General features: G+C 74.4%; 28 protein-coding genes. 23 read left to right on the plus strand and 5 right to left on the minus strand.

All coding sequences use genetic code 11. The annotated features are described in order from the left end of the window. Positions 1–31 precede the first annotated feature (31 nt). Positions 32–1435, plus strand: coding sequence for a malic enzyme-like NAD(P)-binding protein (locus ABT299_RS06710; RefSeq protein ID WP_190868725.1), 1404 nt, complete (start codon positions 32–34; stop codon positions 1433–1435). A gap of 66 nt (positions 1436–1501) precedes the next feature. On the opposite strand, the gene ABT299_RS06715 is transcribed toward ABT299_RS06710, so the two are convergent. After that, positions 1502–2167, minus strand: a complete 666-nt coding sequence (locus tag ABT299_RS06715; protein WP_190868724.1) for a hypothetical protein — start codon at positions 2165–2167, stop codon at positions 1502–1504. A 199-nt stretch (positions 2168–2366) separates the two neighbouring features. Between ABT299_RS06715 and ABT299_RS06720 the strand changes: the two genes are divergently transcribed. The 4 genes from ABT299_RS06720 to ABT299_RS06735 all read left to right on the plus strand — a co-directional run bounded on the left by ABT299_RS06720 (position 2367) and on the right by ABT299_RS06735 (position 6437). Then, complete coding sequence (locus ABT299_RS06720) at positions 2367–2942, plus strand: YqgE/AlgH family protein (RefSeq protein WP_190868723.1); 576 nt, start codon at positions 2367–2369, stop codon at positions 2940–2942. A 9-nt stretch (positions 2943–2951) separates the two neighbouring features. Then, complete coding sequence (locus ABT299_RS06725; RefSeq protein ID WP_190868722.1) at positions 2952–3215, plus strand: DUF3039 domain-containing protein; 264 nt, start codon at positions 2952–2954, stop codon at positions 3213–3215. Positions 3216–3500: 285 nt separating this feature from the next. Continuing rightward, positions 3501–4661: a zinc metalloprotease gene (locus ABT299_RS06730; protein ID WP_500250049.1), complete on the plus strand. Its 1161-nt coding sequence runs from the start codon at positions 3501–3503 to the stop codon at positions 4659–4661. A 36-nt stretch (positions 4662–4697) separates the two neighbouring features. Next, positions 4698–6437 carry a DEAD/DEAH box helicase gene (locus tag ABT299_RS06735; protein WP_190868729.1) on the plus strand — a complete coding sequence of 580 codons (1740 nt, stop codon included), beginning with the start codon at positions 4698–4700 and terminating at the stop codon, positions 6435–6437. Between the two features lie 59 nt (positions 6438–6496). On the opposite strand, the gene ABT299_RS06740 is transcribed toward ABT299_RS06735, so the two are convergent. The 3 genes from ABT299_RS06740 to ABT299_RS06750 all read right to left on the minus strand — a co-directional run bounded on the left by ABT299_RS06740 (position 6497) and on the right by ABT299_RS06750 (position 8986). Beyond that, on the minus strand, positions 6497–7042 hold the full coding sequence (locus ABT299_RS06740) for a gluconokinase (RefSeq protein ID WP_500250050.1): 546 nt from the start codon (positions 7040–7042) through the stop codon (positions 6497–6499). Between the two features lie 20 nt (positions 7043–7062). Then, positions 7063–7647, minus strand: a complete 585-nt coding sequence (locus ABT299_RS06745; RefSeq protein ID WP_433140867.1) for an isochorismatase family protein — start codon at positions 7645–7647, stop codon at positions 7063–7065. Positions 7648–7717: 70 nt separating this feature from the next. Beyond that, positions 7718–8986, minus strand: a complete 1269-nt coding sequence (locus ABT299_RS06750; protein ID WP_433155629.1) for a nicotinate phosphoribosyltransferase — start codon at positions 8984–8986, stop codon at positions 7718–7720. Positions 8987–9281: 295 nt separating this feature from the next. On the opposite strand from ABT299_RS06750, the gene clpS reads away from it, so the two are divergent. From clpS to ABT299_RS06830, 16 genes are all read left to right on the plus strand, one after another. After that, positions 9282–9578, plus strand: a complete 297-nt coding sequence (clpS, locus tag ABT299_RS06755) for an ATP-dependent Clp protease adapter ClpS (RefSeq protein ID WP_151546078.1) — start codon at positions 9282–9284, stop codon at positions 9576–9578. A gap of 115 nt (positions 9579–9693) precedes the next feature. Continuing rightward, positions 9694–10221, plus strand: coding sequence for a DUF2017 domain-containing protein (locus tag ABT299_RS06760; protein ID WP_190868717.1), 528 nt, complete (start codon positions 9694–9696; stop codon positions 10219–10221). A 177-nt stretch (positions 10222–10398) separates the two neighbouring features. Then, positions 10399–11331, plus strand: a complete 933-nt coding sequence (locus tag ABT299_RS06765) for an MEDS domain-containing protein (RefSeq protein ID WP_190868716.1) — start codon at positions 10399–10401, stop codon at positions 11329–11331. Between the two features lie 71 nt (positions 11332–11402). After that, positions 11403–12287, plus strand: coding sequence for an MEDS domain-containing protein (locus ABT299_RS06770; protein WP_500250051.1), 885 nt, complete (start codon positions 11403–11405; stop codon positions 12285–12287). After that, positions 12284–13339, plus strand: coding sequence for an anti-sigma factor RsbA family regulatory protein (locus tag ABT299_RS06775; protein WP_190868410.1), 1056 nt, complete (start codon positions 12284–12286; stop codon positions 13337–13339). Before ABT299_RS06770 ends, ABT299_RS06775 begins: the two co-directional genes overlap by 4 nt. Before the next feature lie 77 nt (positions 13340–13416). Further along, the gene (locus tag ABT299_RS06780) at positions 13417–13836 is read left to right on the plus strand and encodes a M67 family metallopeptidase (protein WP_190868409.1); all 420 of its coding nucleotides are present in this window, start codon (positions 13417–13419) and stop codon (positions 13834–13836) included. Between the two features lie 77 nt (positions 13837–13913). Further along, complete coding sequence (locus ABT299_RS06785) at positions 13914–14042, plus strand: hypothetical protein (RefSeq protein ID WP_279576063.1); 129 nt, start codon at positions 13914–13916, stop codon at positions 14040–14042. An 82-nt stretch (positions 14043–14124) separates the two neighbouring features. Then, complete coding sequence (locus tag ABT299_RS06790) at positions 14125–14397, plus strand: MoaD/ThiS family protein (protein WP_190868408.1); 273 nt, start codon at positions 14125–14127, stop codon at positions 14395–14397. Between the two features lie 20 nt (positions 14398–14417). After that, positions 14418–15365 carry a PLP-dependent cysteine synthase family protein gene (locus ABT299_RS06795; protein WP_190868407.1) on the plus strand — a complete coding sequence of 316 codons (948 nt, stop codon included), beginning with the start codon at positions 14418–14420 and terminating at the stop codon, positions 15363–15365. Between the two features lie 182 nt (positions 15366–15547). Next, entirely contained in the window at positions 15548–16348 is an 801-nt protein-coding gene (locus ABT299_RS06800; RefSeq protein WP_387026740.1) for a thioesterase family protein, read from the plus strand. A gap of 200 nt (positions 16349–16548) precedes the next feature. Next, positions 16549–17421 carry a glutamate racemase gene (gene murI, locus ABT299_RS06805; protein WP_241756563.1) on the plus strand — a complete coding sequence of 291 codons (873 nt, stop codon included), beginning with the start codon at positions 16549–16551 and terminating at the stop codon, positions 17419–17421. Positions 17422–17451: 30 nt separating this feature from the next. Beyond that, the gene (locus ABT299_RS06810) at positions 17452–18201 is read left to right on the plus strand and encodes an MBL fold metallo-hydrolase (protein ID WP_190868405.1); all 750 of its coding nucleotides are present in this window, start codon (positions 17452–17454) and stop codon (positions 18199–18201) included. Positions 18202–18231: 30 nt separating this feature from the next. Further along, a complete protein-coding gene (gene rph / locus ABT299_RS06815; RefSeq protein ID WP_190868404.1) occupies positions 18232–18951 on the plus strand; it encodes a ribonuclease PH in 720 nt (239 codons plus the stop codon). Continuing rightward, positions 18948–19583 (plus strand): RdgB/HAM1 family non-canonical purine NTP pyrophosphatase, encoded by a 636-nt coding sequence (gene rdgB / locus ABT299_RS06820; protein WP_190868403.1) that lies wholly within the window; start codon positions 18948–18950, stop codon positions 19581–19583. The genes rph and rdgB overlap by 4 nt, the downstream gene beginning before the upstream one ends. An 8-nt stretch (positions 19584–19591) precedes the next feature. After that, positions 19592–20290, plus strand: a complete 699-nt coding sequence (locus tag ABT299_RS06825) for a hypothetical protein (RefSeq protein WP_500250052.1) — start codon at positions 19592–19594, stop codon at positions 20288–20290. 62 nt (positions 20291–20352) lie between these two features. After that, positions 20353–21105, plus strand: coding sequence for a hypothetical protein (locus tag ABT299_RS06830; RefSeq protein WP_500250053.1), 753 nt, complete (start codon positions 20353–20355; stop codon positions 21103–21105). Between the two features lie 94 nt (positions 21106–21199). Here ABT299_RS06830 and ABT299_RS06835 read toward each other — a convergent pair whose 3' ends face one another. Then, positions 21200–21604 carry a hypothetical protein gene (locus ABT299_RS06835; protein ID WP_387026742.1) on the minus strand — a complete coding sequence of 135 codons (405 nt, stop codon included), beginning with the start codon at positions 21602–21604 and terminating at the stop codon, positions 21200–21202. Positions 21605–21789: 185 nt separating this feature from the next. Here ABT299_RS06835 and ABT299_RS06840 point away from each other — a divergent pair, with 185 nt between their 5' ends. Together ABT299_RS06840 and ABT299_RS06845 are read left to right on the plus strand one after the other, a co-directional pair. Continuing rightward, on the plus strand, positions 21790–22302 hold the full coding sequence (locus ABT299_RS06840; RefSeq protein WP_190868400.1) for a SigE family RNA polymerase sigma factor: 513 nt from the start codon (positions 21790–21792) through the stop codon (positions 22300–22302). Then, entirely contained in the window at positions 22299–22802 is a 504-nt protein-coding gene (locus tag ABT299_RS06845; protein ID WP_500250054.1) for a hypothetical protein, read from the plus strand. Before ABT299_RS06840 ends, ABT299_RS06845 begins: the two co-directional genes overlap by 4 nt. Positions 22803–22847 lie beyond the last annotated feature (45 nt).

The following is a 22847-nucleotide window of genomic DNA, read 5'->3' on the forward strand; positions in this document are numbered from 1 at the left end:
CGTACCCGGTAGCAAGAGGGAGCAGGTTGTCGTGGCGAGCGTGCCCAGCGTTTCGTACTCCATCACCGTCCGGCTGGAGGTCCCGGCCGGCGGCAAGGCGGTCAGCCAGATCACGCACGTGGTCGAGAACGCCGGCGGCATCGTCACGGCCCTCGACGTCAACACGGCGGGGCACGAGACGCTGCGCATCGACGTGACGATCGCCACCCGCGACACCCAGCACGCCGAGGCGATCGCCGGCGCGCTGGAGAAGATCGACTCCATCAAGATCCACAAGGTCAGCGACCGGACCTTCCTGATGCACCTCGGCGGCAAGATCGAGATGCAGTCGAAGGTGCCGCTGCGCAACCGCGACGAGCTGTCGATGGCCTACACGCCCGGCGTCGCCCGGGTGTCGCTCGCCATCGCCCGCAACCCCGAGGACGTCCGCCGGCTGACGATCAAACGCAACAGCGTCGCGGTCGTCACCGACGGGTCGGCGGTGCTGGGCCTCGGCAACATCGGCCCGGAGGCGGCGCTGCCGGTCATGGAGGGCAAGGCGGCGCTGTTCAAGCGGTTCGCCGGGATCGACGCGTGGCCGATCTGCCTGGACACCCAGGACACCGACGAGATCGTCCGGACGGTGCAGATCCTCGCGCCCGCGTTCGGCGGCATCAACCTGGAGGACATCTCCGCGCCGCGCTGCTTCGAGGTCGAGCGGCGGCTCCGCGAGCTGCTGGACATCCCGGTCTTCCACGACGACCAGCACGGCACCGCGATCTGCGTGCTGGCCGCGCTGACCAACGCGCTGCGGGTCGTCGGCAAGGACATCGGCTCGGTCCGGATCACGATGGCGGGCGCGGGCGCGGCCGGCACCGCCATCCTGAAGCTGCTCATGCACGCCGGCGCGCGCGACCTGATCGTGTGCGACTACCGGGGCGCGGTGCACAAGGGCCGCGAGGACCTGGACGACTCGCTGCGCTGGATCGCCGAGCACACCAACACCGACGGCTACTCCGGCGACCTGCGCGGCGCGGTGAAGGACGCGGACGTGTTCATCGGGGTGTCCGCGCCCGGCATCCTCAACGGCGACGACATCGCGACGATGAACGAGGGCGCGATCGTGTTCGCGCTGGCGAACCCGGAGCCGGAGGTGTCGCCGGACGAGGCGCGCGAGCACGCCGCCGTCGTCGCGACGGGCCGCAGCGACTACCCGAACCAGATCAACAACGTGCTGGCGTTCCCGGGCGTCTTCCGCGGGCTGCTGGACGCGCAGGCCGACGGGGTCACCCAGGCGATGCTGGCGGCGGCGGCGCAGGCGCTGGCCGAGGTCGTCACGCCGGGCGAGCTGGGCCCGAACTACATCGTGCCGAGCGTGTTCCACCCGGAGGTGGCGTCCCGCGTCGCGGGCGCCGTCCGCGAGGCCGCCGGCGGCCGCCCCCGCACCGAGGCGTAGCCGCCGCCTCCGCGACCGGGTCCGGCCGGGCCCGGCGGACCGGCCGGTTCGACCGGCTCGATCGGTTCAGTCGGTCTTCTTCGCGAAGACCTGGTCGCGGCGGCGGGGCCAGATCCCGCCGTACCAGAAGATGACCACGCCGGTGAGCATCACGCCGACGCCGGTCGCGGCCCGGGCCCACAGGACGGTGTCCGGGCCGGTGTGCGGCAGCTTGGTCGGCGCGGTCTTGTGCGGCGCGGCGCCCGCGTGCTTGCAGTTCGCCGTGAGCGAGCGGGTCTCGATCTGCTTGTTGGCCCAGTCGACCTGGACGAGCGTCCGCCGGTCCTCCTTCAGCTCGACCGTCACGGTCTTGCTGTCGTGGGGGGAGACGGTGGCGGGGACGGTCGCGCTGTCGTCGTTCTTGAGGACGGTGAAGTCCTCGCGCTGCGTCCCGGTGTTGCGGACGGTCACGCGGACGGACCGCGACGGGCAGGACACCGACCCGATGGTGGCGCTGACGGGCTGCGGCGCGGCCGTGCTCGTCGGCGTCTTCGTCGGCGTCTTGGACGGCTTGTGGGTGGTCTTCGTCGGCGAGGGGGACGTCCCCGAGCCGCTGGGGCTCGGACTCGCCGACGTGGAGGTGGTGGAGGACGCCCGCGCGCCGGAGCCCGACGACTTCATCAGGGCCGGGACGGCGATCAGCCCCCCGATGACGAGAAACACTGCGGCGATGATGACCCTGGGCAACTGCATCGCTGTCCTCCTCATCCGCCCTTCGGGCGGTCGCCCCGGGGGTCTCGGGGGGTCCGGGCTGAGCGGGCGGCCGGGTGATCCTGGATCATTCTTAACCTAGGCGGTTGTGGTGCCGATATCCCCATCGCTAGGAATGCCTAACAGGCTAACGAGCGGGGGGACGTGCCGTGGGAGGTCCGCGCAACGCATGATGGAACCCATGGAAGACGGCATCAGGGTGGGGCTTCTGCTGGTCGCGACACCCCAACTGGAGGATCCCAACTTCAGGCGCAGCGTCGTCCTGGTGGTCGAGCACGATATGGACGGGGGCACGCTGGGGGTTGTCCTGAACCGGCCGACCGAGATCCCGGTCGACCGGGTGCTGCCGCCGTGGGCCGAGCTGGTGACGGGCCCGTCGGTGGTGTTCCAGGGCGGCCCGGTCGCGCTGGACAACGCGCTCGCCCTGGCCCGCCTGCCGGGCGAGGACGAGCCGCTCGGCTGGCGGGCGCTGGAGGGCGGCTCGGAGGTCGCCCGGGTCGGCCTGGTCGACCTGGAGGCGCCGCCCGGGCTGCTGGCGGCGGAGCTGCTGCAGCTGCGGGTGTTCGCCGGGTACGCCGGCTGGTCGGCCGGGCAGCTGCGCGGCGAGATCGAGGACGGCGCCTGGTACCTGGTGCCGGCCGAGGCGGGCGACGTGTTCGCGGGGGACCCGGACCGGCTGTGGCAGGAGGTGCTCCGCCGGCAGGGCGGTGACCTGGCGTTCGTCTCCACTTTCCCCGAGGACCCGACGCTGAACTAAGGTGATGACGTGAGTACGAGGATCCTTCCCGACAGCGACACCCAGCAGGACGTCCGGCCGGACCTCTCGCATGGTGACGGCGACCACGAGCGGTTCGCCCACTACGTGAAGAAGGCCAAGATCACCGAGAGCGCGGTGACCGGCACGCCGGTGATCGCGCTGTGCGGCAAGGTCTGGGTGCCGAACCGGGACCCGAAGAAGTACCCGGTCTGCCCGGAGTGCAAGGAGATCTACGAGTCCATGCAGCCGGGCGGGGACAAGGGCGACGAGTGACGGCCGGCTGAGAGCCGGATGAGGGCGCCGGGCCGTACGGCCCGCGCGCCCCCGTGACGGTCCCGCGGTCAGGTTCGCCGGAAGGGCGGACGCGCCACCGCGGGGCTTTCGCGTTTCCACACCTGCTTTTCCAGATCAGCTTTCCAAACGGGGACATACGGGGGACAGATGCGGCGGTTCGCCGGGGTTTCGCTGTGCGCACTGACGGTCACAGCGTGTGCGGTGTCGAGTTCGATGAGTGACGGCCCGCGCGCGCGGGCCAGGACAGTGCGGACGGCTGGCGTCATGGGGCCGGCCGGCGCGGCGGGGAAGACCAGCGCGGCGGGGAAGACCAGCGCGGCGGGGAAGACCAGCGCGGCGGGGAAGACCAGCGCGGCGGGGAAGACGGGCGCGGTGGGAGAGGACGGGTGCGGGCGGGGCGCCGCGGCCCGGGCGGCCCACCCGCGCGACGCGGGCGGGGAGCTGAGCCGCGGCCAGGTCGTCGCGATGCTCGGGGACCTGCGCAGGACGCTCCGCGAGCGCTACGGCACGGCAGACGAGGCGCGTCTCGACGCGCTGCGGTCAGACGGGCGGTCAGACGCGGCGCCGTCCGATGCGAGACGGTCCGACGCGACACGGTCCGACGCGGGGCGGGCCGACGCGGGGCGGGCCGACGCGGGGCGGGCCGATGAGGCGAGGCGGCGGGCGCTGGTGATCCCGGTGCGCTTCCACGTCCTCGCCGCCGGGCGGACGGGGCGGCTGTCCGGGGCGGCCGTCCGGAGCCAGATCGCCACCCTGAACGCGGCGTACAGCGGGCGGACGGGCGGCGCCGACACCGGCGTGCGGTTCCACCTCGCCGGCTACGACGTGACGAACAAGGCCGCCTGGTTCTCCCACCCGCGGAAGTACCAGAGCGCCATCAAGCGCAAGCTGCGCAAGGGCGGGCGCGGCACGCTCAACCTCTACACGGCGGCCGTGGGCAGCGACGTCCTCGGGTTCTCGACCTTCCCGCAGTGGTACCGCAAGAGCCCGCGCATGGACGGTGTCGTCATCGACTACCGCAGCCTCCCGCACGGCTCCTACCGGCGCTTCAACCGCGGCTACACGGCCGTCCACGAGATCGGGCACTGGCTGGGGCTGCTGCACACGTTCCAGGGTGGGTGCACGCCGCCCGGCGACGGGGTGTCCGACACCCCGTACGAGGCTTCCCCCGCGCAAGGGTGCCCTGACTACAAGGACAGCTGCCCGCAGCGCGGCGAAGACCCGGTGCACAACTTCATGAACTACGGGTTCGACTCCTGCATGCGGCAGTTCACCCCAGGTCAGGGCCGCCGCATCCGCGCCGCGTGGGCCGCCTATCGGGCGGCGGGGAACGGGCGCGGGCGGGGCGGCGCGCGAGAGCGCGGGAGTGTGGATCGCGGCACAGGAGGGGCCGGGGCGGCGCGATCTGTCGGTGGGGCTCGGTAGCCTGCTATGACCGTGAGCACCTTCGCCGCATCGAGCATGCCCCCCGCGTTCCCCGAGCGGGCCGCCTGGGGGACCGCGCAATCCCTGCGCGCCTGGCAGCAGCAGGCGCTGGAGGCTTACTTCGGCACGGACGGGCAGCAGCCGGGCCCGCGCGACTTCCTCACCGTCGCGACGCCCGGTGCCGGTAAGACCACGTTCGCGCTGCGGCTGGCCCGGGAGCTGATCGAGCGAAGGATCGTCGCCGCGATCACGATCGTCTGCCCGACCGAGCACCTGAAGCGGCAGTGGGCGGAGTCCGCCGCCCGCGTCGGCATCAAGATCAACCCGGAGTACCAGAACGGCGACGGCCCGGTCGGCAAGGACTTCCACGGCGTCGCCGTCACCTACGCGACCGTCGCGGCGCGCCCGGCGCTGCACCGCAACCGCACCGAGTCGCGCAAGTCCCTGGTGATCTTCGACGAGGTGCACCACGCGGGCGACGGCCTGTCCTGGGGCGACGCCGTCCGGGAGGCGTTCGAGCCGGCGACGCGGCGGCTCGCTCTGTCGGGCACCCCGTTCCGCACCGACATCAACCCGATCCCGTTCGTCCGCTACGAGGAGGGTCCGGACGGGATCAAGCGCAGCCAGGCCGACTACACCTACGGCTACGGCCCGGCGCTCGCGGACGGGGTCGTCCGGCCGGTGATCTTCCTGGCGTACGCGGGCGAGATGCGCTGGCGCACCCGCGCCGGCGACGAGATCACCGCGACGCTCGGCGAGCCGCTCACCCAGGACCAGACCGCGCAGGCGTGGCGGGCCGCGCTCGACCCCAAGGGCGACTGGATCAGGCAGGTCATCGCCGCCGCCGACCGCCGCCTCACCGAGTTGCGCCGCGCCATCCCGGACGCGGGCGGGCTGGTCATCGCCACCGACCACGAGGCCGCCCGCGCCTACGCCAAGATGCTCCGCGCGGTCACCGGGCAGGGCGCGACGATCGTGCTGTCGGACGACCCGACCGCGTCCAAGAAGATCAAGGCGTTCAGCGAGACCGACGACCGGTGGATGGTCGCGGTCCGGATGGTGTCGGAGGGCGTCGACATCCCGCGCCTCGCGGTCGGCGTCTACGCCACGTCCACCAGCACGCCGCTGTTCTTCGCGCAGGCGATCGGCCGTTTCGTCCGCGCCCGCAAGCGCGGCGAGACGGCGTCGGTGTTCCTGCCGTCGGTGCCGACGCTGATGGGGCACGCCGCCGAGCTGGAGGAGGAGCGCGACCACGTCCTCGAGCGGCCCGTCCGCGAGGACGGCCTCGACGACGACCTGCTCGCCGAGGCCAACCGCAAGCAGGACACCCCGGACGTCGGCGAGGAGCTGCCGTTCGAGACGGTCGAGGCGTCCGCGACGTTCGACCGCGTCCTGTACGACGGCGGCGAGTTCGGCATGCAGGCCCAGCCGGGGTCCGCCGAGGAGGAGGAGTTCCTCGGCATCCCCGGCCTGCTGGAGCCCGAGCAGGTGACGCAGCTGCTGCGCAAGCGGCAGGCCGACCAGATCGCCAACGAGCGCCGCCGCAAGACCGGCGACCCGCGCGCCGACCGCACCGCCGCCGAGGACCTGCACGCTCTGCGCAAGGAGCTGAACGGCCTGGTCAACGCGTGGAACCACCGCACCGGCCAGCCGCAGGGCGTGATCCACAGCCAGCTCCGCACGGCGTGCGGCGGGCCGGCCGTCCCGCAGGCCAGCGCGGAGGAGATCCGCAAGCGGATCAGCAAGATCCGCGAGTGGGCCGCCAAGCGCGCCTGAGGCCGGCCGCCGGGGACGCCGGGGCCGCCGCCCGCGCCTGACGGCGGGGGCGTCGCGGGTCAGTGCAGCGGTGCCAGGTCCAGGGCCTTGACGATGCGGTCGACCGTCTCCTCGGGGGAGTCGGTGATGGGGACGGTCAGGACGTGCTCGTCCGGGGCGGGCCGCTCCAGGTCGGCGAACTGGCTGTCCAGCAGGCCGGCGCCGAAGAAGTGGCCGTGCCTCGCCCGCATCCGCTCGGCGATGACGTCGCGGTCGCCGTCGAGCATCACGGTGCGGACGGCGGGCCGCCCGCCCGTGAGCCGGTCCCGGTAGGCGCGCTTCAGCGCCGAGCAGCTGACGACGCCGGGCCGCCCGGTCTCGAGCCGGTCGTCGATCCACGCGGCGATCGCGCGCAGCCAGGGGGCGCGGTCGGTGTCGGTCAGCGGATGCCCGGCCCGCATCTTGGCGATGTTCGCGGGGGAGTGGAACGCGTCGGCCTCGGCGTAGTCCCAGCCGAGCCGCTCGGCGAGCAGGCCGCCGACGGTGGTCTTGCCGCTGCCGGACACGCCGGCGACCAGGATCACTTCGACGCCGGAGGGAGTGCTCGTCTCGGGGGGAGTGCTCATTTCGGGGAGGGTGCTCACCTTCAGTCGCCGCTCACGACCGGGTCGCCGGAGAGGGCGACGCCCTCGCGCCCGAGCTCGTCCAGGGCGCGGCCGACGGTGGCCTTGCCGACGCCCGCCGTCAGGTCGAGCAGGACCGTGGTGCGCAGGCCGGCCCGGGCCGCGTCGACGGCGGTGGCGCGGACGCAGTGGTCGGTGGCGATGCCGACGACGTCGACGGCGTCGACGCCGCGGGAGGCGAGCCAGTCGCCGAGCGGGACGTCGTCGTCGGAGACGCCTTCGAAGCCGCTGTAGGCGGCGGTCTCGCGGCCCTTGCTGAACACCGTCTCGATGGGCGCGAGCGCCAGGTTGGGGTGGAAGTCGGCGCCGGGGGTGCCGATCACGCAGTGCGGGGGCCAGCTGTCGACGAAGTCGGGACGGTCGGAGAAGTGGCCGCCGGGGTCGAGGTGGAAGTCGCGGGTCGCGACGATGTGCGCGTAGTCGCCGCCCCGCGCCGCCACGTGGCCCGAGATGGCCGTGGCCACGCCCGCGCCGCCCGCGACGGCGAGCGACCCGCCCTCGCAGAAGTCGTTCTGCACGTCCACGATGATCAGAGCCTTCTTGCCCATGACCGCTCCTCTGCCTGTGTCTCCCCGCCGTCGACGCTACCCCAGCGGGGGCCGTGCCCTTCCGGCCCGGTCAGCCGCGCGGGCCGCCGTCGACGAACTCGGTGGGCACGGCGGGCTCGCCCTTGGACAGCTGGAGCGCGGTCGCGGGGAGCTCCGCGACGGACCGGACGTGCCGTTCCCGGGCGTCCCGCAGCGTCTCCCGCCCGACGATCTCGCCGTCGCGGACGAGCGGGACGTGCAGGACGCGGTCGCGCGGCCCCGGCGTCGGCTCGCCGACCGACACCGTCTCGGCGTACGCGGTGCCGTGCGCGTCGATGCACCGCACGGCGCTCTTGCGGCCGCCGCGGCTGGGCTTGCCGGTGGAGCGCTTCGCGACCGGCCGCATCGCCGCGTCCTCGGCGCCGGAGTCGGCGCGGGCGACGAGCTTGTAGACGAGCGAGGCGGTCGGGGCGCCGGACCCCGTCACCAGGGACGTCCCCACGCCGTACCCGTCGACGGGCGCGGCGGCGAGCGCGGCGATGCCGTACTCGTCGAGGTCGCCGGTGACCACGATGCGCGTGCCGTGCGCGCCCAGCGAGTCGAGCTGCTCGCGGACGCGGCGGGCCACCACGCCGAGGTCGCCGCTGTCGATGCGGACGGCGCCGAGGGACGGCCCGGCGAGCTCCACGGCCGTCCGGACGGCCCGTTCGACGTCGTAGGTGTCGACGAGGAGCGTCGTCCCGTCGCCCAGCGACGCGAGCTGCGCCTCGAACGCGTGCCGCTCGCTGTCGTGCAGCAGGGTGAACGAGTGCGCGCTCGTCCCGGCGGTGGGGACGCCGTAGAGGCGGCCCGCCTCCAGGTTCGACGTGGTGGTGAACCCGGCGATGTAGGCGGCGCGGGCGGCGGCGACGGCCGCGCGCTCGTGGGTGCGGCGCGACCCCATCTCGATGATCGGCCGGTCCTGCGCGGCCTGCACCATCCGGGACGCGGCCGAGGCGATCGCGCAGTCGTGGTTGAGGATCGACAGGACGACGGTCTCCAGCAGGACGGCCTCGGCGAACGTCCCCTCGACCACCAGGATCGGCGATTCCGGGAAGTAGCAGTCGCCTTCGGCGTAACCCCAGACGTTCCCGGAGAAGCGGTACTTCTCCAGCCACTGCGCCGTGGGCTCGTCCACGATCCCCTTGGCGGTGAGGAACTCCAGTTCCGCGCCGTCGAACCGGAACGCCTCGATTGCGTCCAGCAGCCGCCCGATCCCCGCGACCACGCCGTACCGGCGGCCCGCGGGCAGGCTGCGCGCGAACACCTCGAAGACCGCGCGCCGGCCGGCCGTGCCGCTGCGCAGCGCGGCCTGCAGCATCGTCAGCTCGTACTGGTCGGTGAGGAGGGCGGTTCCGTCGTCAACGTCCACAGGTGGAACCCTAAGGGCAGGTGCGGGCACCATGGAGGGGCGGGCCACCGCGCCCGGCGGAGATCACACCGCGGCCCCGCGGGCACCTCCCGGCGCCCCGGTGGCGATCGGATCGGGGACGGTGAAGATCGCACCGGACGGCGCGGAGGCGCATAGCATCGGGTGCCGTGGGCGGACCGACAACGCGGGGAGAGGGGGAGACGCGGCCGATGAGCGTCACGAGCAGGGCGAGCGGGGCGGGCTCATGAGCACGGCGCCCGCACCCGTCGAGCTGGAGCGGCCCGACGCCGAGGAGGACGTGCGCGCCGACCGGCCTTGGCTGGCGATCGTCTGGAACGACCCGATCAACCTGATGTCGTACGTCACGTACGTGTTCCAGACCGTTTTCGGCTACCCCAAGAGCAAGGCCGAGAAGCTGATGCTGGACGTCCACCACAAGGGGCGCGCCGTCGTGGCCAAGGGCACCCGCGAGGAGATGGAGCGGGACGTGGAGATCCTGCACTCCTACGGGCTGTGGGCCACCGTCAAGCGGGACGACTGATCACCGGCGAGGCCGGCCGGTGGGCGCGGGGGCCGTCACCCTCGCCGTCCGAGGCCGTCCCCCTCCGGGGAGCAGTGGCGACCCGCACCGAAGCCTTTCTGGGCGGAGCGATCCGATGAGCAACGTGAAGAAGACCCGCAAGGGCGTCGTCGTACGGCTGGAGCCGGAGGAGGCGGCGCTGGTGCGGGCCCTGATGGAGCAGCTGGTCTCGCTGCTCGGGGACGCCCCGGGCGAGGGCGGCGAGCTGGCCTCCATGGGCATCGCCGAGAACGCCGTCAAGCCGGACGACCCGGTGCTGGCGCGGCTGTTCCCCGACGCCTACCGCGAGGACGGCGAGGCGGCGGGGGAGTTCCGCCGCTATACCGAGATGGGGCTGCGGGACGGCAAGCGCGAGGCGGCCCGGACGGTGCTGGACGCGCTGAAGGACCCGGGTTCCGACATCGTCCTCGACCAGGAGCGGGCGCAGATCTGGCTGCGCGCGCTGAACGACGTGCGGCTGGCGCTCGGCACCCGGCTGGACATCAGCGAGGAGTGGTACGAGGAGGCCGAGCAGCTCGACCCGCGCGATCCGCGGGCGCCGATGTTCGCCGCCTACGACTGGCTGACGATGCTGCAGGAAGGGCTCGTCCGCGCCCTCTGGTGACCCGCGGGCGGGGCGCGGCCGCCCGCGCGACACGGTGGGACGTTTCCGTCCATACCCGGCCATCACCGACATCACCGATTGTCGGGACGCGGACGCCCTGAGTGGTGTCCACTGGAGCGTGAGGGGACGCCGCCAGTCCCGCCGCGAAGGCGGGCCTTACGCCAACCGGAGGCCGCGATGCCGGCAACGGACGCTCACAGCAAGCCCGTCGGCTCGATGGAGCTGGGCGACCACCTGTGCCTCTTCTTCGACAGCGACGCCGAACGGCGGTCCGTCATGGCCGCCTACGTCCGCGACGGGGTGCGCGCGGGCCAGAAGGTGATCTACATCTCCGACGCCGTCCCCGCGCGGGACGTCGCCGCCTGGCTCGGCGGCCGGGACGGCGGGCCCGACACGGTCCGCCCGGTCCAGGACGACACCGGCTTCGACTTCGCCGCCGCGGCGGACGCCGGGCACTTCGCCGTCCGCACCGCCGAGGAGACGTTCCTGGCCAGCGGCCGGTTCGACCCGGACGAGAGCCTGGAGCTGATGGCCACCGAGATCGACCTGGCGCTCGTGCAGGGCTACGCGGGGGTCCGGATCGCCGGCGAGGCGCGGTTCTCGCTGCGCCGCTGGCCCGGGACCGAGCGGCACGGCGACTTCGAGCGCATGCTCGACCAGGTGTTCATGACCACCGACCTGAAGGCGATGGCGATCTGCCAGTTCGACCGCCGCTGGTTCGACGAGGTGCGGCTGGCGGAGCTGGAGGCCGGCCACATGGGCCGGGTGCGGGCGAACGACCACTACGACGACGGGGCGCTGCGCATCTCGCCGACGTTCACGCCGCCCGGCGCGGCGCTGACCGGGGCGCTGGACGCCGCGAGCGTCCCGGCGGCGGAGAAGGTGCTGGCGTCGGTCGCGTCCACGGCGGGGCTGCTCTGCCTGGACCTGCGCGGCCTGACCGGCTGCGACGAGGCCGGGCTGCGGCTGCTGGCCGACGCGGACCGGCCGGGCTCCGGCACCGGCCGCGGCCTGCTGCTGCGCGGCGCCGACCCCGCCCTGGCCGGGCGGTTGCGCGAGTCGGGGCTGCTCGCGCGGTCGGGAGTGTCGATCGAGGAACGGACCGGCTGAGCGGAGGGATCGTCGCGCATGGCGGGCGGGCACCGCGGGGCAGGCGGGCACGACAGGGCGGCGGACGCGGCATGACAGGCGGCGAGGGCATGGCGGGGCAGGGCAAGGCCCGCGGGCACGGCGCGGCGGTCGGCGCGATGCGGTCCGGCGACCACCTCTTCCTCGCCTACGGCAGTGGCGCGGAACGGCACGCCGTCCTGTCCGCCTACCTGCGCGCCGGGCTGGCGGCCGGGCACGCGCTGGTCCATCTGGCGGACGGCGAGCCCGCGCGGGCCGTGCGGGACCGGCTGCGGGCGCTGTTCGCGGCGGACGCCCCCGACCTGCTCGCCGCCGTCAACGACGGCCGGCTGGCCGTGCCCGACACCGCGGGCCGCCCGGCCGGCGAGGTGATCGCGGCGGCCCGCGGCCCGGACCGGCGCGCGGGGGTCCGGGTGAGCGTCGAGGCGTCGCCCGCCTCGCGCGGCTGGCCCGGCACCGCCGGGTTCGCGGCGTTCGAGGACGCCGTGGGCCGGGCCGTCGCCGAGGCCGGGGACGCGATGGCGCTGTGCCAGTTCGACGCGGGCTGGTTCGCGCCCGGCGGGCTCGGCGCGCTGGAGGCGTGCCACGGCGGGCGGGCGGGCGCCGACGCGGTCTTCGACGACGGCGTGCTGAGGATCGACCCGCTGTTCGCGCCGCCCGGCCTCCGCCTGTCCGGCTCGATCGACGAGTCGACGCTGCCGGGGCTGCTGGCGGCGCTGCGCGGGCTGGACGGCCGCGCCGCGCACGTGTGCCTGGACCTGGCCGGGGTGGAGTTCTGCGACCTGGCCGGGCTGCGCGCGCTGGTCGGCGTGAACGAGTGGAGCATCGTGCCCGACCGGCTGGTCGTCCTGCGGTCGGCGCCGGGCTGCGTGGAGATGATGATGCGGGCGTCCGGCTGGGCGGGCGCGCCCGGGGTCGTCCACGAGGGGGTCCGGTGATCGCTCGTCAGGCGGGTGCGCCGCGGGCCGGGGACGCCGCGGCGGACGCCCGGCGGCCGTCCGGCGGCCGGAACGCGCTGGTGCACCGGGCCGTCCCGTACGGGTGGCCGCGCGAGCTGGCGCTGACCGCCGTCCCGTACCTGGAGGCCGGGTGGAGCGCGGGCGACGCGGTGGTGGTGATCGCCTCCGAGCCGGTCCGGGTGTCGCTGCGGGAGCGGCTCGGTCCGGAGGCCGCCGCCGGGATCGAGTTCATCGACTCCGCCGACTGGTTCGGCGGGCCGATGCGGGCGCTGGCCGGCTACCACGACCGGATGCGCGCCGACTGGTGGCCGCGCGGGCGGCTGCGGCTGCTCGCCGAGCCGGTGTGGGACGGGCTGTCGCCGTTGGAGACGCGCGAGTGGCAGCGGCACGAGTCGCTGCTGAACGTGGTGTTCGCCGGCACCCCCACCATGATCATGTGCGCGTACGACGCGGTGGCGCTGCCGCCCGGGGTGCTGGCCGCGATGGCCCGCACGCACCCGGAGCTGGCCGGCCCGGACGGCCCGCGGCCCAGCCCGGAGTACACCGACCCGGCCGAGTACTACGCCGAGTGCAACGCGGACGCGCTCCCGCCGCCGCCCGCCTCCGCCGCGCACCGGGCGTTCGGCGCGGGCGGGCTGCCGTCGCTGCGCGCCTTCCTCGCCGCCGAGGCCGCCCGGCTGGGGCTGCCGGAGGGCCGGACGCTCCCGTTCGTGCTGGCGGTGAACGAGGTCGCCACCATGATCATCCAGGCCGGCGGCGGGCACGGCTCGGCGCGGCTGTGGGGACGGGCGGGCGAGCTGGTCTGCGAGGTGGCCGACCCGGGCCGCGCCCTCGCCGACCGCTTCCTCGGCTACGCCCCGCCGCCGCCCGGCCCGCCCCCGTCCGCCCTGCCGGGTACGCCGGGCGGGCAGGCCGGGCAGGGCGTGGACGGCGCGATGTGGGCGGTGCGCCGGCTCTGCCACATCGTGCAGATCAGGTCCGGCCCCGGCGGCACCCGCATCCGGATGCACATCCGGCTCGACCGTGACTGAGACCCGCCCGCGGCAGGACCCGGTCCAGGCCGGGCCGCGGGTGGGGTGCCCGCCGGCGGGGACGGTAGCCTTCGGGCATGCTGACGATCGAGCGTGCCCTGGTCGAGAAGATCGTCGCGCATGCGCGCGCCGACCATCCGGACGAGGCGTGCGGCATCATCGCCGGCCCGATCGGGTCGGACCGGCCCGTCCGGTACGTCGCGATGACCAACGCCGAGCGGTCCCCGACGTTCTACCGGTTCGACTCCCAGGAGCAGCTGAAGCTGTGGCGCGAGATGGACGACCGGGACGAGGAGCCGGTGGTGATCTACCACTCGCACACCGCGACCGAGGCGTACCCGTCCCGCACCGACATCTCCTACGCGTCCGAGCCGAACGCGCACTACGTGCTCGTGTCCACCCGCGACGAGAGCACCGAGGAGTTCCGGTCGTACCGGATCGTGGACGGCGAGGTGACCGAGGAAGAGGTCCGGATCGTCGACGCCTACGACGCCTGACCGCCCGGGCCGATCGCGGGGTGCGGAGCCGGATGGCGGCGGGGAGCGGCCGGAACGCGGCCGGTAAACTGGTCGACATGTGGACGAGCGGGGATGTGACGGGCGCGCGGCGCCGCGTCCCTGCCCTCGCGGTGCCACCCGTACAGAGCTTCCTGTTCGGGCATTCGCGCGCCGAGGTCGTCTACGACTGTTCGCCGACGCGCTGATCCAGCCCGGAATTCCCCCGCTGCCCGCCCGGTTGTGACGCAGAGGGCGGGGAGCCCCGTACGACCAAAGGAGATCATCGCGATGGCGATCGAGGTCCGGATCCCGACGATCCTGCGCAACCTCACCGACGGCGCCAAGGCCGTCGAGGGCAAGGGCGGCACGCTCGACGAGCTGTTCACCGACCTGGACTCCCGCCACCCCGGGCTGCGCGACCGGCTGGTGGACGACAAGGGCCTGCGCAAGTTCGTCAACGTCTACCTCAACGACGAGGACGTCCGCTTCCTCGGCGGCCTGGAGACGGAGGTCGCCGACGGCGACGGCGTGACGATCCTGCCGGCCGTCGCGGGCGGCTGAGCCGGACTGGACGAGCGCACATGCGATTCGACTCGCTGCTGGACTCGCTCGGCGGCACCCCGCTGGTCGGGCTGCCGCGGCTGTCGCCGAGCGAAGACGTCCGGCTCTGGGCCAAGCTCGAGGACCGCAACCCGACCGGGTCGGTGAAGGACCGTCCCGCCTTCTACATGATCGAGAAGGCGGAGAAGGACGGGGTGCTGACGCCGGGCTGCACGATCCTGGAGCCGACGTCCGGGAACACCGGCATCTCCCTCGCCATGGTGGCCAAGCTGCGCGGCTACCGGATGGTGTGCGTGATGCCCGAGAACACCTCGGCGGAGCGCCGCCAGCTGCTGGAGATGTGGGGAGCGGAGATCATCCCGTCGCCCGCCGCGGGCGGGTCGAACGAGGCCGTCCGGGTGGCGAAGGGCCTGGCGGCCGAGAACCCCGACTGGGTGATGCTGTACCAGTACGGGAACGAGGCCAACGCGCTGGCGCACTACGAGACGACGGGTCCGGAGATCCTCGCGGACCTGCCGTCGGTGACGCACTTCGTCGCGGGCCTCGGCACCACCGGCACGCTGATGGGCGTCGGCCGGTACCTGCGCGAGCAGGTGCCCGGCGTCAGGATCGTCGCGGCGGAGCCGCGGTACGGCGAGCTGGTGTACGGGCTGCGCAACATCGACGAAGGCTTCATCCCCGAGCTGTACGACGACTCGGTCCTGACGACCCGCTTCTCGGTCGGGTCGCGGGACGCGCTGCGCCGCACCCGCGAGCTGCTGGAGCAGGAGGGCATCTTCGCCGGGATCTCCACCGGCGGCGCGCTGCACGCCGCGATCGGCATGGCGAGCAAGGCGGTGAAGGCGGGCGAGCGCGCCGACATCGTGTTCATCGTCGCCGACGGCGGCTGGAAGTACCTGTCCACGGGCGCGTACGGCGGCACTCTGGAGGAGGCCGAGGCGCGCCTCGAAGGCCAGCTCTGGGCCTGACGCCGCGCCCGACGCCCCGACCGACAGCTCGACAATGTCCGGACCCGGGAGCGGGCCCGGACATTCCGGCGTGATCCCGGCCACGGCGCCGTTCCCGGCCGGCACGGTACAGTTCATACTCGAACGTGATTCTAGAACCGTGCCGGCCGGGTGGACGCCCGCCGGCCGGACCGGGAGAACTGATGAGCGGGTTCGAGGCGGCCACCGCGGTCAAGCGGGTCGGTGACGGCCGGTACGAGGTCGACCTGGACGGCGACTTCGGCTTCGCGGAGGCGCTGAACGGCGGCTACCTGATGGCGGTCCTCGACCGGGCCGCCGTCGACGCCTCCCCGCACGAGCACCCCATCGCCACCGCGACGACGTACCTGCGGCCCGCCAAGCCCGGCCGCGCCGAGCTCGTCGTCGACACCCGCAAGGCCGGCCGCACCGCCGCGACCTCGCTGGTCAGCCTCGTCCAGGACGGGCGCCCCGCGGTGGAGGCGCTGATCACCACCGGCACGCTCGGCGCCGCCGCCGAGCCCGCGTTCGCCGGCCCCGCGCCCGCCGTCCCCGTCCCTCCGCTGGAGGAGTGCACCAGCATGCTGCCGGCCGAGGGCACCGAGGGCTTCGCCGGGCAGGTCGACATGCGCTTCGACCGTTCCACGATGGGCTGGCTGGACGGCACGCCGAGCGGCCGCCCCGAGATCCGCGCCTGGTTCCGGCTCCGCGACGGCCACGGCCCCGACGCGTTCACGCTCGCACTGACCGTCGACGCGCTGCCGCCCGTCGCGCTGAACCTCGGCTCCAAGGGCTGGGCGCCGACCGTGCAGCTCACCTGGCACATGCGGGCCGTCCCGGCGCCCGGCTGGCTCGCCGTGCACGGCACCGGCCGGCTGCTGTCGGACGGCTGGTTCGACGAGGAGGTCGAGGTCTGGGACTCCACCGGACGCCTCGTCGCGCAGAGCCGGCAGATCGCCCGGGTCGGCATCGGCGCCAAGAAGTAGCGCGTCAGGCGGTCACCCGCCCGACCGCCTCCGTCCCGTGAGGCGCCCCGCCGGCGTGACGCGGTTCACCGGCGTTTCGCGCACCGGGCGACGGGATCACGCGCGCGTCCCGTGAACTGGCGTCTTTTCCGGCGGATGACGGTGTGATGTCCAACGCATGACGCACCTCGGCGGGGGTAAGTCGCCTAGCCTGTAGGACCATGTCAGCGACCGGCGACCTCGACGCGATGGACCTCTCTTCCGGTGGCCGGTCGGACCGACCGATCGGGATCTTCGACAGCGGGTTCGGGGGCCTCACCGTGGCCCGCGCCATCCTCGACCAGCTGCCGAACGAGCCGATCGTCTACCTCGGCGACTCGGCCCGCCAGCCGTACGGGCCGCGCCCCATCGCCGAGGTCCGCGCGTTCGCCCTGGAGATGCTCGACCAGCTCGTCGACGAGGGCGTGAAGATGCTGGTGATCGCCTGCAACAGCGCCAGCTCGGCGATGCTGCGCGACGCCCGCGAGCGCTACGACGTCCCGGTCGTCGAGGTGATCAACCCGGCGACCCGGCGCGCGGCCCGCGCCACGTCCAACGGGCGGGTCGGGCTGATCGCCACGAACGCCACCGTCACCAGCCGCGCCTACGACGACGCGTTCGCCGCCGCCCCGCACATCGAGCTGGTGAGCGCGGCGTGCCCGCGCTTCGTCGAGTTCGTCGAGGCGGGCGTGACGATGGGGCCGGAACTGCTGGACGCGGCGCGCGAGTACCTGCGGCCGATCGTGGACGCGGGCTGCGACACCCTCATCCTCGGCTGCACGCATTACCCACTGCTGACCGGCGTCATCTCGTATGTCGTCGGCGACGGGGTCACACTGGTGTCAAGCGCCGACGAGACCGCCAAGGACGTGTATCGAGTGCTGCACGACCAGGGGCTGGCCCGCGACGAGGGGACGCCCCGGCCACGGCACCGGTTCCGCGCGACCGGTGACCCCGGCGTGTTCGCCGAGCTCGGCCGGCGCTTCCTCGGGCCGGAGATCGACGTGGTCGAGACCGCGTCCGAATCCGTCCTGAACAAGGCTCTGACCACCTGATTCCTCGGGGACACAAGAGGAGGAGTGAGCGTGCGGGTCACAGTGATCGGCTGCTCCGGCAGTTTCCCGGGGCCGGACAGCCCCGCGTCCAGCTACCTGATCGAGGCGGACGGCTTCGCGCTCGTGCTCGATCTCGGCAACGGCGCGCTCGGGTCCCTACAGCGCTTCCGCTCGTTGCAGGAGATCGACGCGGTGTGCATCTCCCACCTGCACGCCGACCACTGCCTCGACCTGTGCGGTTTCTGGGTGGCCCGCACGTACCATCCGGACGGCCCGCAACCGCGGCTGCCCGTGCACGGCCCCGAGGGGACCGCGGTGCGGATGGCGAAGGCGTACGACCTGGAGCCCGAGCCCGGGATGTGCGAGACGTTCGACTTCCACGTGCTGCGCCGGGGCCCGTACGAGATCGGCCCGTTCCGGGTGACGACCGCGCTGATGCCGCACCCGGTGGAGGCGTACGCGTTCCGCATCGAGCACGACGGGCGGGCCCTGGTCTACTCCGGCGACACCGGCGTGTCCGACACGCTCGTGGACCTGGCGCGCGGCGCCGACCTGTTCCTGTGCGAGGCGTCGTTCCTGGAGGGCCCGGACCTGCCGTCGGAGCTGCACCTGACCGCGCGGGAGGCGGGCGAGCACGCCGCCCGCGCCGACGTCGGCCGCCTCGTCCTCACCCACCTGGTGCCGTGGAACGACCAGGACACCTCCCTGAAGGAGGCCAGAACGAGCGGGTACGGCGGCGACATCGAGCTCGCCCGGGTGGGCGCCTCCTACGAGCTGTGACCGCCTCCGGCGGGCACTAGGGTGGTGCGCATGGCACGCCCCGATGATCGCGCACCCGACCAGCTCCGCCCCGTCCGCATCCAGCGCGGATGGCTCGACCACGCGGAGGGGTCCGTGCTCGTCGAGTTCGGCCGCACCCGGGTGCTGTGCGCGGCGTCGGTGCAGGACTCGGTGCCGCGCTGGCGGCGCGAGTCCGGGCTCGGCTGGGTCACCGCCGAGTACGCGATGCTGCCGCGCGCAACCAACACCCGCAACGACCGCGAGTCCATCAAGGGCCGGGTCGGCGGCCGCACCCACGAGATCTCCCGGCTGATCGGCCGGTCCGTCCGGGCCTGCCTGGACTTCAAGGCGCTCGGCGAGAACACCGTCCAGCTCGACTGCGACGTGCTGCAGGCCGACGGCGGCACCCGCACCGCCGCGATCACCGGCGCGTACGTCGCGCTCGCCGACGCGGTGTCCTGGATGCGCGAGCGCAAGCTGCTGCGCGGGAACCCGCTGGTCACCTCGGTCTCGGCGGTCAGCGTCGGCGTCGTCGCGGGGGAGGCCCGGCTCGACCTGTGCTACGAGGAGGACTCGGCCGCCGGCACCGACATGAACGTGGTGTGCACCGGCGACGGGAGGTTCGTCGAGGTGCAGGGCACCGCCGAGGGCGCCCCGTTCGACCGCGCCGAGCTGGACGCGCTGCTCGACCTCGCCGCCGGCGGCTGCGCCGAGCTGACCCGGCTGCAGAACGAGGCGCTCGCACGGTGACGCGGATCGTGCTGGCGACCCGCAACGCGGGCAAGATCGCCGAACTGGAGCGGATCCTCGACGGCATCGACGTGGTGGGCCTCGCCGCGTTCCCGGACGCCCCCGACGTCCCCGAGACCGAGCTGACCTTCGAGGGCAACGCGCTGCTGAAGGCCCGCGCGATCGCCGCGCACACCGGCCTGCCCGCCGTCGCCGACGACTCCGGGCTGTGCGTGGACGCGCTGAACGGCATGCCGGGCGTGCTGTCGGCCCGCTGGTCGGGGCGGTTCGGCGACGCCGCCGGCGACAAGGACACCGCGAACCTGCGGCTCGTCCTCGACCAGCTCGGCGACGTCGCCGACGGCCTGCGCGGCGCCGCGTTCGTGTGCGCGGCCGCACTGGTCGTCCCGGCGAACGGCACCCGCGGCGCGGTCGAGCACACCGTCGAGGGCCGGATGCGCGGGACCCTCCTGCGGGCGCCGCGCGGCACCGGCGGCTTCGGCTACGACCCGATCTTCCTGCCGGACGGCGAGACCCGCACCACCGCGGAGATGGCGCCGGAGGAGAAGGACGCGATCAGCCACCGGGGCAAGGCGTTCCGGGCGCTGGCCGGGCTGCTGCCCGACGCGCTCGCCGCAGCCGGCCACCCCTAGGACGGGCCGTGGACGAGCTCGGCGGGACGCTGGCGCTGCGGCGCCACTGGTGCCGGCCGGACGAGCCCGTCCTGCTGTGCGTCCCGTGCCATCCCACCGGCGTCCGGTTCGACATGGGCGGGCTGGACTGGCGCGGCCTGCCGAAGAAGGGCGCGCGCGCCGTCATGGACGTGGTGGGGCGCGGCGTCGACTTCGTGGACCGTGACCTGGGGCAGACGATGACGCACCCGGTCCTGGTGGTCCACGGCGCGGACCCCGGCACCCTGGCCGGGCGGGCGGTCCTGCCCGTCCCGTCCGGGCCGCGCGCGTGGGTGCTCACCCCGCACCGGATCGGTGTCGTCGACATCGTCCCGGGCCCCGCCGCGGAGGTCCGCGCCGCCGCCGAGCGCAAGGCCGGCGGCGGGCTGCTGTCCAGGGCGCGCAGGATCGCGGCCGGGGCGGCGGAGATCGGCCGGTCGCTCGGACGCGACCACCCCTACCCGCAGGGCGAGCCGGTCCCGCTGGCGGGCGTCGCGGCGGTGGCGGAGATCCCCGCGACGCGGATCGCCGGGATCGGCCCCGACCGGCGCAAGCTCCCGCCCGGCTACCATCCGCGCAAGGTCCCGGTGCTGCGGGTCGCGCTGCGCGACGGGTCCGGCTTCGACGTCGTGGCGCTGGACGACGAGGCGGCCGGACGCCTCGCCCGCATGACCGCGCAGACCCCTTGATCGAGCAGACCCCCTGACGTGGGCGCCCCTGACGAGAGCGACCGCCGGACGAAAGCGACCGCATGCCGCGCAACGAGCAGAAGCTGTACGAGATGGCCCGCGCGCACTGGTGCGCCCCCGGCGAGCGCCTCGCGATGGGCGACCGCGCGGCCGGGCACATCGGCGGGGCCGTCGGAGGCCGGATCGTCGCGCCGTACCCGCCGGCCTCGGGCGCCGGCGGGCCGGTCCCCGACCCCGGCTGGCCGCTGCCCACCGAGCCCGTCGGCAGCGGACGGATCTGGAACGACGAATGGGCCGACGACCCGGTCATCTGGGGGTGGGCGCACGCGGCGGACTCGGGCGCGGCGGCGGCCGCGGTGGCGGGGCACATGGCCGGATACGGCGACGAGGCGTGGCTGCTGCTGACCGACCGGCGGCTCGCGGTGGCCGTCGAGTCCAGGTTCGCGCGGCCCGACGAACCGTCCGGCGGCGGACTGCGGGGACGCGCCCGCGCGCTCCTCGCCGACCGCACGCCCGGCGGCCACCGCACGCCCGGCGGCCACCGCACGCCCGTCGGCGATCGGGCGTCCGGCGGTGATCGGGTGTCGGGTGGCGAACACGGGGCCGCGCCCGCTTCCGACGCGCCGCTGACGACGTGCTGGCAGGTCCCCTTTGCGGCCGTGCGCGGGCTGCGCGCCGTGGCCTTGGGGCGCGGCAACGTCCCCGAGTGGTTCGTCCGCATCGACTTCGCCGACGGGTCGGCCTTCGACTTCCGTCCGCGCCGCGGCGCCGACGCGTCCAAGTACGTGGCGTCCGTGTACACGGGACTGCCGTAACCCCGCGCCGCGCCGCGCGCGGTGCGGTTCGCGGCGGAATTCGCAGAGAATTCGTCGGGCCCCATGACAACCCGCCGGCCCCCGGCGGGGGTTCTCAAGGGTGTACGGACACCGTCCCCCCGAGGAGCAACATGATCGACAAGAGTCGCATCCGCCGCGGGCCGATGCTCGCGCTGGCCGGTGTGGTGGGCGCGGGCGCGCTCGCCGCCGGGATCTGGGCGGCGGCCGACTCCGGGTCGTCTCCGCAGGTCAGGCAGGTGGCGGAGCGGAACGCGCTGGCGCACACCGCGACGCCCGCGCCGGTGCCGCCGAAGGCGCCCGCACGGCCGTGCGCGTCGCCTCGGCCGTCCACCCGCACCCCGGAGCCGGTCCCGCCGAAGAACGCGAGGCCGAAGGAGCCGCGCCCGGTCGCGTCCGCGAGCCCGCGCGACCTCCCGCCGCGGACGTCGCCGCGGCCGGTGCCGTCGCCGACGAAGGCGCGCCCGCATCCGGTCCCCACGAAGGCCCACCCGCATCCGACTCCCACTGACTGCGCCACCCGGCCGGGCGCCCCGCGCCCGACCCGGACGGCGGCGCCCGCGCCGGTCCCGTCGGTGTCCCCGACGAGCCGGCCGGCGCCTCCCGGGCAGGCGATGACGCCGTCGCCCCGGCCCTCGGCGCCCCGGAGGTAGCCGCCTGTCCACCATGAGCGCCCAGGAGATCCGCGGGGCGGAGATCACGTTCGACGAGTTCGTGACCGCCACCGCGGGCCGGCTGCTGCGCACCGCCGTGTTCCTCGTCTACGACCGGCACCTCGCCGAGGACCTGCTGCAGACCGCCTACGAGCGGGTCGCGCGCAGGTGGAAGCGGGTGTCGGGCGGCAACCCGGAGGCGTACGCCCGCCGGGTGCTGGTGAACCTCGCCATCGACGAGAACAAGCGGCGGGCGCGCCGCCGGGACACTCCGGTCGGGTCGGTGGCGGACGTGGAGCGCCTCGCCGGGGCGCCCCCGGCCGCGGGGGTCGCCGGGGGAGAGCTGGACGAGGTGCTCCGCGCGCTGCCCGCCAAGCAGCGCGCGGTGGTCGTGCTGCGCTACTGGTGCGACCTCGGGGAGCAGGAGATCGCCGAGACGCTCGGGATCTCCCGGGGAACGGTGAAGAGCCACACCGCGCGGGCCATGGCGGCGCTGCGGGAGCACATGAAGGAGGGCCGGGCGTGAACGACGAGCTCGAAGCCCTGCTGCGCGACCACTACCGTGCGGCCGCCGACCACATCACCGCAGGCCCCGGGACGGTCCGCCGGTTCCAGGACGCGGGGCGGGCGGCGGCGCCGGAGCGACGCACCCGCTGGCGGTGGGCGTTCCCGGCCCTGGCGGCGGCGGTGACCGCGGCGGTGCTGGTGACGATCGCGCTGTTCCTGTGGCCGGGCGGCGGCGGGCCGGCGAAGCCGCAGCCGATGGCGCCGCCCGCCTCCCCGTCCGTCCCGGGGCCGAGGGAGCCCACCGCGACGCCGTCGGTGCGGCCGTCGGCGTTGCCGACGCGGATCCCGGAGCCGGGCGGGCCGCCGCGGGGACGCCCCGGCGCGACGCCCCACCCGACCGCCACGCACACCAGGCGGGCGGTGCCGCCGACGTCCGGACTCACCTCGCCGTCCCCGTCGTCGACGCCGCTCGAACCGACGTCGAAGCGTCCGGCGGCGGGCCCCAGCCGCACACCGTGAACCCGCCGCCGCGTCGCGCTGCCGCGCCGCGCCGGCGGGAGCGGG

Source organism: Spirillospora sp. NPDC000708 (assembly GCF_040299565.1).
Lineage (GTDB): Bacteria > Actinomycetota > Actinomycetes > Streptosporangiales > Streptosporangiaceae > Spirillospora.

Bases quoted from the DNA above. Each gene is read 5' to 3' on its own strand.
- ABT299_RS06715 (WP_190868724.1), bottom strand. From the start codon at position 2,167: ATGCAGTTGCCCAGGGTCATCATCGCCGCAGTGTTTCTCGTCATCGGG.
- ABT299_RS06720 (WP_190868723.1), top strand. From the start codon at position 2,367: ATGGAAGACGGCATCAGGGTGGGGCTTCTGCTGGTCGCGACACCCCAA.
- ABT299_RS06730 (WP_500250049.1), top strand. From the start codon at position 3,501: ATGGGGCCGGCCGGCGCGGCGGGGAAGACCAGCGCGGCGGGGAAGACC.
- ABT299_RS06735 (WP_190868729.1), top strand. From the start codon at position 4,698: ATGCCCCCCGCGTTCCCCGAGCGGGCCGCCTGGGGGACCGCGCAATCC.
- ABT299_RS06740 (WP_500250050.1), bottom strand. From the start codon at position 7,042: ATGAGCACTCCCCCCGAGACGAGCACTCCCTCCGGCGTCGAAGTGATC.
- ABT299_RS06745 (WP_433140867.1), bottom strand. From the start codon at position 7,647: ATGGGCAAGAAGGCTCTGATCATCGTGGACGTGCAGAACGACTTCTGC.
- ABT299_RS06750 (WP_433155629.1), bottom strand. From the start codon at position 8,986: ATGCTGCAGGCCGCGCTGCGCAGCGGCACGGCCGGCCGGCGCGCGGTC.
- clpS (WP_151546078.1), top strand. From the start codon at position 9,282: ATGAGCACGGCGCCCGCACCCGTCGAGCTGGAGCGGCCCGACGCCGAG.
- ABT299_RS06760 (WP_190868717.1), top strand. From the start codon at position 9,694: ATGAGCAACGTGAAGAAGACCCGCAAGGGCGTCGTCGTACGGCTGGAG.
- ABT299_RS06765 (WP_190868716.1), top strand. From the start codon at position 10,399: ATGCCGGCAACGGACGCTCACAGCAAGCCCGTCGGCTCGATGGAGCTG.
- ABT299_RS06770 (WP_500250051.1), top strand. From the start codon at position 11,403: ATGACAGGCGGCGAGGGCATGGCGGGGCAGGGCAAGGCCCGCGGGCAC.
- ABT299_RS06780 (WP_190868409.1), top strand. From the start codon at position 13,417: ATGCTGACGATCGAGCGTGCCCTGGTCGAGAAGATCGTCGCGCATGCG.
- ABT299_RS06785 (WP_279576063.1), top strand. From the start codon at position 13,914: ATGTGGACGAGCGGGGATGTGACGGGCGCGCGGCGCCGCGTCCCTGCC.
- ABT299_RS06790 (WP_190868408.1), top strand. From the start codon at position 14,125: ATGGCGATCGAGGTCCGGATCCCGACGATCCTGCGCAACCTCACCGAC.
- ABT299_RS06795 (WP_190868407.1), top strand. From the start codon at position 14,418: ATGCGATTCGACTCGCTGCTGGACTCGCTCGGCGGCACCCCGCTGGTC.
- ABT299_RS06800 (WP_387026740.1), top strand. From the start codon at position 15,548: ATGAGCGGGTTCGAGGCGGCCACCGCGGTCAAGCGGGTCGGTGACGGC.
- murI (WP_241756563.1), top strand. From the start codon at position 16,549: ATGTCAGCGACCGGCGACCTCGACGCGATGGACCTCTCTTCCGGTGGC.
- rph (WP_190868404.1), top strand. From the start codon at position 18,232: ATGGCACGCCCCGATGATCGCGCACCCGACCAGCTCCGCCCCGTCCGC.
- ABT299_RS06830 (WP_500250053.1), top strand. From the start codon at position 20,353: ATGCCGCGCAACGAGCAGAAGCTGTACGAGATGGCCCGCGCGCACTGG.
- ABT299_RS06840 (WP_190868400.1), top strand. From the start codon at position 21,790: ATGAGCGCCCAGGAGATCCGCGGGGCGGAGATCACGTTCGACGAGTTC.